This is a genomic window from Agrobacterium sp. 5Ca39 (genome assembly GCF_055382365.1).
The window spans coordinates 444,638-456,578 of sequence record NZ_AP026436.1; the positions used below are offsets into that span (position 1 = coordinate 444,638).

Annotated in this window: 9 protein-coding genes; 4 read left to right on the forward strand and 5 right to left on the reverse strand. The window is 61.6% G+C overall.

Annotated elements, in window-relative coordinates:
* Nucleotides 1–17: 17 nt before the first annotated feature.
* Both ACZ47E_RS02135 and mutY read right to left on the reverse strand, forming a co-directional pair.
* Nucleotides 18–629: an HAD family hydrolase gene (locus ACZ47E_RS02135; protein ID WP_022555751.1), complete on the reverse strand. Its 612-nt coding sequence runs from the start codon at nucleotides 627–629 to the stop codon at nucleotides 18–20.
* On the reverse strand, nucleotides 626–1,729 hold the full coding sequence (gene mutY / locus ACZ47E_RS02140; protein WP_278067272.1) for an A/G-specific adenine glycosylase: 1,104 nt from the start codon (nucleotides 1,727–1,729) through the stop codon (nucleotides 626–628). The genes ACZ47E_RS02135 and mutY overlap by 4 nt, the downstream gene beginning before the upstream one ends.
* Nucleotides 1,730–1,826: 97 nt before the next feature.
* Between mutY and ACZ47E_RS02145 the strand changes: the two genes are divergently transcribed.
* The 3 genes from ACZ47E_RS02145 (at nucleotide 1,827) to ACZ47E_RS02155 (ending at nucleotide 6,715) form a co-directional block, all read left to right on the forward strand.
* Nucleotides 1,827–2,354, forward strand: coding sequence for a DUF721 domain-containing protein (locus tag ACZ47E_RS02145; RefSeq protein WP_006699987.1), 528 nt, complete (start codon nucleotides 1,827–1,829; stop codon nucleotides 2,352–2,354).
* 128 nt (nucleotides 2,355–2,482) lie between these two features.
* Nucleotides 2,483–3,163 carry a DsbA family protein gene (locus ACZ47E_RS02150; RefSeq protein WP_006309853.1) on the forward strand — a complete coding sequence of 227 codons (681 nt, stop codon included), beginning with the start codon at nucleotides 2,483–2,485 and terminating at the stop codon, nucleotides 3,161–3,163.
* Between the two features lie 84 nt (nucleotides 3,164–3,247).
* Nucleotides 3,248–6,715: a chromosome segregation SMC family protein gene (locus ACZ47E_RS02155; RefSeq protein WP_278067273.1), complete on the forward strand. Its 3,468-nt coding sequence runs from the start codon at nucleotides 3,248–3,250 to the stop codon at nucleotides 6,713–6,715.
* Between the two features lie 490 nt (nucleotides 6,716–7,205).
* Here the strand turns inward: ACZ47E_RS02155 and ACZ47E_RS02160 are convergent, their stop codons facing one another.
* Nucleotides 7,206–8,180 (reverse strand): VOC family protein, encoded by a 975-nt coding sequence (locus ACZ47E_RS02160; RefSeq protein WP_112766508.1) that lies wholly within the window; start codon nucleotides 8,178–8,180, stop codon nucleotides 7,206–7,208.
* Nucleotides 8,181–8,408: 228 nt separating this feature from the next.
* Here ACZ47E_RS02160 and ppdK point away from each other — a divergent pair, with 228 nt between their 5' ends.
* Nucleotides 8,409–11,135, forward strand: a complete 2,727-nt coding sequence (gene ppdK / locus ACZ47E_RS02165) for a pyruvate, phosphate dikinase (protein ID WP_278067274.1) — start codon at nucleotides 8,409–8,411, stop codon at nucleotides 11,133–11,135.
* Here ppdK and ACZ47E_RS02170 read toward each other — a convergent pair.
* Entirely contained in the window at nucleotides 11,113–11,385 is a 273-nt protein-coding gene (locus ACZ47E_RS02170; protein WP_004440421.1) for a hypothetical protein, read from the reverse strand. The two genes, ppdK and ACZ47E_RS02170, sit on opposite strands and share 23 nt — an antisense overlap.
* Before the next feature lie 131 nt (nucleotides 11,386–11,516).
* Nucleotides 11,517–11,915 carry a hypothetical protein gene (locus tag ACZ47E_RS02175; RefSeq protein ID WP_184285299.1) on the reverse strand — a complete coding sequence of 133 codons (399 nt, stop codon included), beginning with the start codon at nucleotides 11,913–11,915 and terminating at the stop codon, nucleotides 11,517–11,519.
* Nucleotides 11,916–11,941: the final 26 nt, after the last annotated feature.

An 11,941-nucleotide genomic window follows, 5' to 3' on the forward strand; every position in this document is an offset into this window, starting at 1 on the left:
TGACTTAAGGGCGGAACCTAAACCGCCACCCCAAATGCCTGCAGATCCTGCTTCAGCTTCTCCGCGCCGGTGAACTGCACCGCCTGCCAGCCGGCGGCCTTTGCGCCTTCGACATTGATCGCCGTATCATCGATGAACAGAGTTGCGGCGGGATTGAGCCCGAAATCGCGCGCATGAAGCTCATAAATCGCCACATCCGGTTTGATCAGCTTGATATCACCGGAAACGGTGACGCCACGCGGCAGGGTGAGGAAGGGGAACATCTTCTGCGCCTCACGAAAAGTGTCGGAGGCGAAGTTGGTGAGCATCGTCACGTCGTGGCCGCTCTCGATAAGGCCTGTCATGATCGCGACGCTGTCGTCATAGGAATGCGAGACCATCTCGTGCCAGAACTTGCGGAAGGAGCGGATGTGCTCTTCCCGTTCCGGGAACTTCTCCACCAGCAAAGCTTCAGCATCCTCCCAGCGGCGGCCACGATCCTGCTCGAGGTTCCAGTCATGGGTGCAGACATTCTCGAAGAACCATTGGCGCTCATCGGCATCGGGAATGAGGCGGCTATAGGGAATATGCGGATCGTAATGGATCAGCACCTTGCCGATGTCGAATACGATATGCTCAATCTTGGTCATCGAAATTTCCTGCTTTCATTGAATGCGGATGGAATAGCCTGCGCGATGACTTTTTTCATCACCGTTGGCAGCGCCTGCGCGTCAAGATTTGTAACCGGCTCCCACCATCCGTCATCCGGCCCGGTTTGGAGGCCGCCCGGAACCTGAGCGCGGTAGACGTTGAGCCTCAGCTCAAAATGGGTGAACACATGCACGATCACGCCGGTCGCCTGCCAGTCGGCGACGAAGGGCGCGTGACTTTGGTCCGTGCCGCCATCCAGGCGGGCAGTCCAAGCCGTTGTTGGCACCTCGGTCATGCCGCCGAGAAGGCCGCTGTCGATTCGCCGCCGCAGCAGGATTTCACCTTCTGCATTGACGGCCACAAAGGCAGCCCCGAGCCGCACCGGTTTTGCTTTCTTCGCGGCTTTCACCGGAAAACGCTCCGGCTCGTCCTCCGCAAGCGCCAGACACACGCCATTGAACGGACAGAGCGCGCAGGCCGGCCGTTTCGGCGTGCAGATCGTTGCGCCAAGGTCCATCATCGCCTGGGCGAAATCCCCGGGCCTGTCGGCAGGGGTCAGCTCTGCTACCTTAGCTCTCATCGCCGGCTTTGAGCCGGGCAGTGGCGCATCGATGGCGAAGAGACGTGAAATGACCCGCTCGACATTGCCGTCCATGACAGCCGCCTGCCGGTTAAAGGCGATGGCCGCGACGGCGGCCGAGGTATAATCACCGATGCCGGGCAGTTGCTTCAAACCCTCCTCCGTGTCCGGAAAGACGCCGCCATGCTCATTCGCCACGGCTTCCGCGCATTTCTTGAGATTGCGGGCTCGAGCGTAATAACCAAGGCCTGCCCAGGCCGCCATGACGTCCTCGACTGGCGCCGCAGCGAGGTCCGTGACGCTCGGCCACGCGGCGAGGAACTTCAGGAAATAAGGTTTTACGGCCTGCACCGTCGTCTGCTGCAGCATCACTTCGGAGAGCCAGACATGATAGGGATCGGCGCGTTTTCCCTTCGCCGCCATGGCCGGGGAAGTGCGCCATGGCAATTCGCGATGGTGCCGGTCGTACCATGCGAGCAGCATCTGCGCATAAGACGACGAGGCGGTTTTTTGAAGCATGGTTTGCCGTTTCTGTTCGATTTGGCCTATAGTTGGGACATCCGTAGCGGGCGATCAAGAAAATGTGGATCGCCCTCACCAAAATCGCGAGTGAAACATGCGTTATCCCCAGAGTGGTGCCGGCAAGAAGAAAGGCGTCGTGCAGATCGCCGAAGTCGCCAATGGCATCATGGACCCGGTTCTGTCGAAACGCGCCGGCATCAACACGGCGCTGCTCGGCTCCTGGGACGAGATCGCCGGGGACGACTTTGCCGATTGCACCCGCCCGGAAAAAATCACCTGGCCGCGCCGCGACGAAGGCCCGGACCGTGGCGGATATCAGCCCGGCGTGCTGACGATCGCCTGCGAAGGCGCGCGCGCGCTATTTCTCACCCACGCGCAGGGCGAACTCATTGCTCGCATCAACGGCTTTTTCGGCTTCCCGGCCGTGCGCCAGATCAGGATCGTACAGAAGCCCGTCTCGCAAACCATCACCCGCCGGCGCAAACCGCAGCCCCTGCGCGGCGATGCGGCAAAACGTCTCGATGACATGATGGACGGCATTGAAAGCGAGGCGCTGCGCAAGGCGGTGGAGAGGCTGGGCACGGCGGTGTTGCAGAAGAAGCCGGGGCGCAGGACGATTTGATGCAAGGTGACGTCCTTGACTGGTCACAATTCTTTGACAAGAAGAGTTCAGAACCCCGCTTGTGATGAACAGGCCGTCGCTATATCGGAATCAACGGACAATAGAGTCTATTACCAACAGGTGCTTTCATGCATTTTCCCGAACTGACCATTTCCCGTCGCAGCCTTCTCGGCGGCGTTGCTCTTGCCGCCATCGCCACGGCCCTGCCGTTTGCCTTTACGCCCGGCATCGCCGAGGCTCAGGAACTGCCTGAATCCACCGGTGATGTGGATATGGCTGCGGTAATGAAGCCCGGCCCGCTGCCGGAAGCAGCGCTCGGCGATGCCAACGCACCCGTCAAGATCGTCGAATATATGTCGATGACCTGCCCGCACTGCGCCAACTTCCACAACAAGACCTTCGAAGAAATCAAGAAGAAGTATATCGATACCGGCAAGGTCTATTTCGTGCTCCGCGAATTCCCGTTCGATCCGCGCGCCGCTGCCGCCTTCATGCTGGCGCGCTGCGCACCGGAAGGTCAGTATTTCCCCTTCGTTTCCATGCTGTTCAAGCAGCAGCAGAGCTGGGCCGTTGCGCAGGATGCGCGCGCCGCCCTGCTGCAAATGTCGAAAATGGCCGGTTTCTCACAGGAGTCTTTCGAGGCCTGCTTGACGAACCAGAAACTTCTGGATGATGTGAACGCAACCATGCAACGCGGTGCGACGGAATTCGGCGTCAACTCCACTCCGACTTTCATCATCAACGGCAAGAAATACGCAGGAGACATGTCGGTTGAAACCATGTCGGCTGTCATCGACAAGCTGCTCTGATCACCGAAGCCTTCAGAAAACGGGCGGCGGATATTTCCGCACGCCCGTTTTTTATTGCCGTTTTTCTGTCCGGAGCGTGGCGGCATGAAGTTCAACAAGCTCCGCGTCGTCGGTTTCAAGTCCTTCGTCGAGCCTTCGGAATTCATCATCGAGCCCGGTCTGACCGGCGTCGTCGGCCCCAATGGCTGCGGCAAGTCCAACCTTGTCGAAGCGCTGCGCTGGGTGATGGGCGAGAACTCCTACAAGAACATGCGCGCATCCGGCATGGATGACGTCATCTTTTCCGGTTCCGGCAACCGTCCCGCCCGTAACACCGCCGAGGTCGGCCTTTATCTGGACAATTCCGACCGCACCGCGCCTGCCGCCTTCAATGATGCCGATGAAATTCAGGTAACGCGCCGCATCGAGCGCGAAAACGGTTCCGTCTATCGTATCAACGGCAAGGAAGCCCGCGCCAAGGACGTGCAGCTTCTGTTTGCGGATGCCTCCACCGGCGCACGCTCGCCCTCCATGGTGGGGCAGGGGCGTATCGGCGAACTCATCAACGCCAAGCCGCAGGCCCGCCGCCAGCTGCTGGAAGAGGCGGCCGGCATTTCCGGCCTGCATTCGCGCCGCCACGAGGCCGAGCTTCGCCTGCGCGCCGCCGAGACCAATCTGGAGCGGCTGGAAGATGTCACCGCCCAGCTGGAAAGCCAGATCGAAAGCCTGAAACGCCAGGCGCGCCAAGCCAACCGCTTCAAGATGCTCTCCGCCGATATCCGCGCCCGCGAGGCGACCCTGTTGCACATCCGCTGGGTAGAGGCGAAGGAAGCCGAGGGCGAGGCGGAGAGCGCGCTCAATCAGGCCACGAATATCGTCGCCGAAAAGGCGCAGGCGCAGATGGAGGCGGCCAAGCAGCAGGGCATCGCCAGCCTGAAGCTGCCGGAGCTGCGCGAGGATGAGGCGAAAGTCGCCGCCGCCCTGCAACGCCTGCAAATCGCCCGCACCCAGCTGGACGACGAGGCCAACCGTCTACTACGCCGCCGTGACGAGCTGGCGCGCCGTCTCTCACAGCTTGGCGAGGATATCGTCCGCGAGGAACGGCTTGTCTCAGACAATACCCAGATACTCGCGCGGCTCGATGAGGAAGAAGCCGAGCTCCTCGAAATTCTCTCCGATTCCGGCCGCCATGCCGACGAAATGCGCGAAGCCTTCGAAGCTGCATCCGTCAAGCTGGCGGAAAGCGAAGCCATCTTCACCGCCATCACCGCCGAGCGCGCCGAGGCGGCCGCGGGCCGTCAGCAGCTGGAGCGGGCGATCCGCGATCTTTCCGACCGCAAGCTGAGGCTCGAACGGCAATCGCAGGAAGCAACGGCCGAGATCGAGGCCATCGACGAAAAACTCTCCAGCCTTCCGGACCCGGCAGAACGACGCGAAGCCGTCGAGGCGGCTGAGATCGCGGTCGAGGACGCGATGATCGTGGTGGAGGAAGCCGAAGCTGCCGTCGCCGAGGCGCGTTCCGCCGAAGCGCTGGCGCGCGCGCCGCTAGAAACGGCGCGAAACCGACTGAACGCGCTGGACACGGAAGCGCGCACCATCACCAAAATCCTCGCCTCCAGTGCCGCTGCCAATGGCAGCTTCACACCGGTGGCGGAAGAAATGACGGTGGAACGCGGTTACGAGGCCGCACTTGGCGCGGCGCTTGGCGATGATCTCGAAAGCCCGCTTGATGCCGCCGCACCTGCCTATTGGGGCGGCAACGGCGATGGCGCTGGCGATCCTGCCTTGCCGCAGGGTGCCAAACCGCTTCTGGATTATGCGCAGGCGCCGGATGCGCTTAGGCGTGCCCTCGCACAGATCGGCGTCGTTTCAGACGTATCGGAAGCCCGGCGCCTGTTGCCGTCGCTGAAGGCCGGCCAGCGGCTGGTGACGCGCGAAGGCGCGCTGTTCCGCTGGGATGGCCATGTCGCCAGCGCTGATGCGCCGGGCGCTGCGGCACTTCGCCTGTCGCAGAAGAACCGCCTCGCTGAAATCGAAACCGAACTGGATGAAGCCCGCTCCATTCTGGAAGAGGCCGAAGACCAGCTTGCCGCGAAAACCGAGGAGATCAGAAGCAGCGAATTGCGGCTTTCGGACGTGCGCGACCGGAGCCGGCTTGCGACCCGTCAGCTTGCCGAGGCACGCGAGGCGCTGACATCGGCCGAACGCGCCTCGGGCGATCTTTTGCGCCGCCGGGATATCGTCTCCGAAGCACTGAACCAGATCGGAGCGCAGATCGACGAGATCGCCGTTCAGGAAGAAAATGCCCGTATCGAGATGGAAGATGCGCCTGATCTTTCCGTGCTTGATCTGAAGCTGCGTGAAAGCCAGCTGGAAGTCGCGACCGATCGTGGCCTGCTGGCGGAAGCGCGTGCCCGCCATGAAGGGGTGAGCCGCGAGGCGGAAAGCCGCCAGCGCAGAATTCAGGCAATCGGGCAGGAGCGTTCCACCTGGCAATCGCGGGCGGCAAGTGCCGCCGACCATATCGCCACGCTGCGCGAACGTGAGGAAGAGGCGCGCGAGGAAATCGCCGAGCTGGACATTGCGCCCGAGGAATTCGACGAAAAACGCCGCAACCTCCTCAACGAATTGCAGAAGACCGAAGACGCCCGCCGCGCGGCCGCCGACCGGCTGGCCGAGGCGGAGAACCTGCAACGGGCCGCCGACCGGCTGGCGGCAACGGCGCTTTCCGAACTGGCCGAAGCCCGCGAAAAGCGCGGCCGCGCCGAAGAGCGGCTGGTTTCCGCCCGCGAGAAACGGCAGGAGGCGGAACATCGCATCCGTGAGACGCTGAATACCGAGCCGCATATGGCGTTTCGCCTGACCGGCCTTGGCCCGGACCAGCCAAAGCCCGATATTCGTGATGTCGAGCGCGATCTGGACCGGCTGAAGATCGAGCGCGAAAGGCTTGGCGCCGTCAATCTGCGCGCCGAGGAGGAGCAGGCCGAGCTTTCCGCCAAGCTTGAGGCGCTCATCAAGGAGCGGGACGATATCATCGACGCCGTGCGCAAGCTGCGTGCCGGTATCCAGAACCTCAACCGCGAGGGCCGCGAACGGCTGATTGCCGCCTTCGATGTGGTCAATTCGCAGTTCCAGCGGCTGTTCACCCATCTCTTCGGCGGCGGCACGGCGGAATTGCAGCTGATCGAATCCGACGACCCGCTGGAAGCCGGTCTCGAAATCCTCGCCCGCCCGCCGGGCAAGAAGCCGCAGACCATGACATTGCTTTCCGGCGGCGAGCAGGCGCTGACGGCCATGGCGCTGATATTCGCCGTCTTCCTCACCAATCCCGCGCCGATCTGCGTGCTGGACGAGGTGGACGCGCCGCTCGACGACCACAATGTCGAGCGCTACTGCAACCTGATGGATGAAATGGTGGCCTCCACCGAAACCCGCTTCGTCATCATCACTCACAATCCCATCACCATGGCGCGCATGAACCGCCTCTTTGGAGTCACCATGGCGGAGCAGGGCGTGTCGCAACTGGTGTCTGTTGATTTGCAGACCGCCGAACAGTTGCGCGAAGCCGTCTGAGGCGACATTTCCGGGATTCAATTTCTGGTTTTGCTCAATGTCAATTTATCTTGCCATATCACCCATTCGGGTGAGCGACATTGCGCGGCAGTTTGCTATGTCTTTCGCAAGAGCCAAAGGGTTCTCCTGAGACCCCACCATCCGGTTTCCTGTACCGGATGGAATGCCTTGCGAGGCCGCTGCCGTGGCCTCGCAAGGCTTTCTTTTTCCGGGTTCATAGGGTTGCGCGGCGGTTTGCATTGGCAATTGTGTCAGGGGAGTAAGCCTCTTTCCGTCATACCGGCCTTGAGCCGGTATCCAGCCAGCCCAAGTCCTTGGGCTGAAAGGACTCTTCCCGTCGCGCGAGAGCCGCGTCGACTGGATTCCGGCTCAAGGCCGGTATGACGGAGAGAGGCGACGCAGCCAATCACTGTAAACACTGGCATGCTGCAACTGCCAATCGCGCAGTGTGCGAGTTTCTCGGCCCATGATGCATGGAGGCCACCATCACTCACCCCGGCACAAGCCGCAGCCGCGTACCCCAGGGGTCGATCGCTTCCACGACATTATTCTCCATTTCCACCAGCACATAACCCGCGGCCCGTAGCCGTGTTTTCTGCGCCTCGAGATCGGTGTGGTTGCGAACGGTGATTGAGAACCAGTCGAGGCCGGTTTCCATGGCGTTGCGTTCCTTTGCGCCACGGCTGTTCCAGGTATTCACCGCCAGATGGTGGTGATAGCCACCGGAAGAGAGAAAAGACGCGTCGGAACGCGCATCCTGTGTCGGTTTGAGCCCGACGGCCTCTTCGTAGAAGGCGCGGGCAGCGGCGATGTCGCCAACTCGCAGGTGGATGTGGCCAATGCGCATTCCCGCGGGGGCGACGTCATAATCACTGTTTTTGGTATCGGTCAGCTTTACGAGATCATCGACATCGAGAGGCTCGGTACCCATTTTAACCACGTTGCCGCTCCACACCCATGTGTCCGTGGGACGATCGCTGTAGACCTCGATGCCGTTACCTTCGGGATCGTTGAGATAGATCGCCTCGCTGACATTGTGATCGGCAAAGCCCGTCAGAGGCACCTGCTTCAGCGCCGCATGCACCAGCCAGCGCGCCAGATCCTTGCGGGAGGGCATCAGATAGGCGACGTGGAACAGGCCGGCAGAGGTGGGGCTCTCGAAATCCGCTGCCGGCTTGTGATCGAGATCGAGCAGCGGCACGGTCCCGACACCCAGCGTCACGCCCCTTGCCGTGCGTTCCACTTCGTTCATACCCAGCACCGAACGGTAATAATCGATCATCGGATCGAGTTCGCGCACGCGCAGCGCCGCCTTGCCGATATGCATCGGCGTCGTCAGCGCAAAGGGCAGGGTGGGATCGACGGCGGCGGAAGCTCCGCCCTCGGCTCTAAGCGCACCGGCAAGGGCGGTGGCGGCGCAGGAAATTCCGGCAAATTTAAGCGTGTGGCGGCGGGTAAATTGCATGAATAATCTCTTTGTCGGCGATTTGAATGGCTTAGGTAACACTCCGTTTCAGCGCACTACACGAATGCGTCAATGCTGCTGTTATGTCCTGTTTAAGGCAATTCTGGCGCGCAATTCGCCGCAATTATGCTGCACTGCGATGTAAACTAAGCGTTGCGGCGTTCCCAACGTGCCGCCAATGCTGTAGATGATAGAAAAATGACAACGCTTCTGGGTGGAGAGCGTGGAATGAAAAAATGGGTTTATACCTTCGGCAACGGTGCTGCCGAAGGCCGGGCGGGTGACGTTGCGATATTGGGCGGCAAGGGCGCAAACCTTGCCGAAATGGCAAGTCTCGGCCTTCCCGTTCCCCCCGGCCTCACCATCATTACCGATGCCTGCGCGCTTTATCACAAGAACGGCCGCGATCTCCCGGATGACCTGAAGCTTCAGGTCATGGCCGGCCTGCATGGTATGGAAATCGTGACCGGCAAGACCTTCGGCGGCAGCCAGTCGCCACTGCTCATCTCCGTCCGTTCCGGCGCGCGCGCCTCCATGCCCGGCATGATGGATACGGTGTTGAACCTTGGTCTCAACGACCGCACCGTCGAGGCATTGGGCCACGATGCGGGCGACGCGCGTTTTGCCTGGGACAGCTATCGCCGCTTCATCCAGATGTATGCTGATGTCGTCATGGGTCTCGACCATGAAATGTTCGAGGAAATCCTCGAAGATGAAAAAGGCCGGCTTGGCCATGAATACGATACGGACATGTCGGCGGTCGAATGGCAGCACGTCGTTTCGCTCTACAAGAAGCTGATCGAAGAGGAGCTCGGCGAAGCCTTCCCGCAGGATTGTCACGTCCAGCTTTGGGGCGCAATTGGCGCCGTGTTCGCCAGCTGGACCAACCACCGTGCCGTGACCTATCGGCACCTGCACAATATTCCCGGCGACTGGGGCACGGCCGTTAACGTTCAGGCCATGGTCTTCGGCAATCTCGGCTCGTCCTCGGCAACCGGCGTCGCCTTTACCCGCAACCCCTCGACAGGCGAGGCGGAGATTTACGGTGAATTCCTCGTCAATGCGCAAGGCGAAGACGTGGTGGCGGGCATCCGCACGCCGCAATCCATCACCGAGGCCGCACGCTTGGCCTCCGGCTCCGACAAGCCATCCATGGAAAAGCTGATGCCGGAAGCCTTTTCCGAATTCCTGGCGATCTGCAAGCGGCTGGAAACCCACTACCGCGACATGCAGGATCTTGAATTCACCATCGAGCGCGGCAAGCTCTGGATGCTGCAGACCCGCTCCGGCAAGCGCACCACCCGTGCCGCCATGAAGATTGCGGTCGATATGGTGGAGGAAGGGCTGATTTCGCAGGACGAAGCCGTCTGCCGCATCGAGCCGTCGTCGCTCGACCAGCTGCTGCATCCCACCATCGATCCCGGCACATCCCGTCCCATCATCGGCTCCGGCCTGCCCGCCTCTCCGGGGGCGGCAACGGGTGAGATCGTCTTTACCGCGGAAGAGGCGGTCGCCGCCGAGGCCGAAGGACGCCGCGTCATTCTGGTGCGCATCGAAACCAGCCCGGAAGATATTCACGGCATGCATGCCGCCGAAGGCATTCTGACGACGCGCGGCGGCATGACCAGCCACGCCGCCGTGGTGGCGCGGGGCATGGGCATTCCCTGTGTCACCGGCGCCGGCTCCATGCGCGTCGATATGCGCAACAGGGTGCTGATCGGCGTCGGCTGCATGCTGAAGCGCGGGGATGTCATTACCATTGACGGCTCCTCCGGCCGGGTGCTGAAAGGCGAAGTGCCGATGACACAGCCGGAACTCTCGGGCGATTTCGGCAAGCTGATGGAGTGGGCGGACAAGCTGCGCCGGATGACCGTGCGCACCAATGCGGACACGCCCGCCGACGCCCGCGCCGCGCGCGCCTTTGGCGCTGAGGGCATTGGCCTCTGCCGTACCGAACACATGTTCTTCGAGGGCGACCGCATCCATGTCATGCGCGAGATGATCCTGGCCGAAAGCGAAAAGGGCAGGCGGGCGGCGCTCGATGAGCTTCTGCCGATGCAGCGCTCGGATTTCACCGAACTTTTCCAGATCATGCACGGCCTGCCGGTGACGATCCGCCTGCTCGACCCGCCACTGCACGAATTCCTGCCGAAGACGGATGGTGAAATCGTCGAGGTTGCCGCCGCCATGGGCATGCCGCAGACGGTGTTCCGCCAGCGGCTTGATGCGTTGCACGAGTTCAACCCCATGCTCGGCCATCGCGGCTGCCGTCTCGCCATCTCCTACCCAGAAATCGCCGAAATGCAGGCCCGCGCCATTTTCGAAGCGGCCGTTGCGGCGGCGCGCATTACCGGCGCGCCCGTCGTGCCTGAGATCATGGTGCCGCTGGTTGGCCTGCGTTCGGAACTGGATTACGTGACTGCGGTCATCGATGGCGTCGCCGCGGCGGTGGCGAAAGAAACCGGCATGGAGATCGAATATCTCACGGGAACCATGATAGAGCTGCCGCGTGCGGCCCTGCGCGCCCATGTCATTGCCGAAGCGGCCGAATTCTTCTCCTTCGGCACCAACGATTTGACGCAGACGACCTTCGGCATTTCCCGCGACGATGCGGCGCGTTTCATCAATACCTATCAGCGTAAGGGCATCATCGAACGCGACCCGTTCATTTCGCTCGATTTCGATGGCGTGGGTGAATTGATCCGCATCGCCGCCGAACGCGGCCGCCAGACGCGGCCAGAACTGAAGCTCGGTATCTGCGGCGAACATGGCGGAGACCCGGCCTCGATCCATTTCTGCGAAAATGCCGATCTTGATTACGTCTCGTGCTCGCCTTTTCGCGTGCCCATCGCCCGCCTTGCCGCCGCGCAGGCGACGCTTGCCGCGCGGGCGGAAGAAGGGCAGGTGGCAAGCAATGTCGCCTTTATCCCCGTCAGGGGTTCTGTTGGACGATGATGCGCCGCTCCACCACCACGGGACGGTAGAACATGTCGCGGTTCATCTGCGCCTGCCAGGCACGGTTGTCCGCACGGCGGTCCATTTCCAGATCGAGAAGGCAACCGGCCATCGGGTCAGTGCCGGGGCGGAAACCGTAACCCCGGCATGTCGCCTCATCCCGAGCCCGGCGCTCTTCCGGTGTCAGCGTCTGGCATGCGGTGAGCGCCAGCATGGCGGCAAGCGCACCGAAGACGATGGAAAAGCGCATTTTGTTTCTCCCTGATATGACAGCCGTACGGCACTTATTGCCGAGATTGATACGCCTGTTTTAGGACGGGGAAAAGCCGCGGTAGGGTGGAAAGTTGCATCAATGGGCCGCCGCAGGCACCTCCGCTGTGATTAATATCTGGACAGGAAGGAGGGCGGGAAAAAGCCCTGCTGAATGAGCCAGTCACTCAACAGAAGCGTGAGGATGCCGGCGAGAAGAAGACCGCCCATGAATGCGATCAGGCCGAGGGTGGCGCGTGTCCAGCGGCGGGTCTGATAGAGATAAATGGCAAGGCCGACAGGCGCGAGCAGAATAGTCGCGAATTTTACGGCAGAGCTGCGTCGGGAACCCCGCTTTTCGGCATCCGCTATCTGCCACCACGCAAACAGGGTGATGATGCCGATCATCTGCACCAGATCGTTCGCGGTAAAGGAACTGGGCGGTCCGGCGGGCCAGATGGCCGCGTCGATAAGCAGCCCGACTGAGACAAAGGCGAGCAGGCCGACATAGATCCAGTTACGTTTCACCATGCATACGTTCCGCTGAAGCTGCGCTT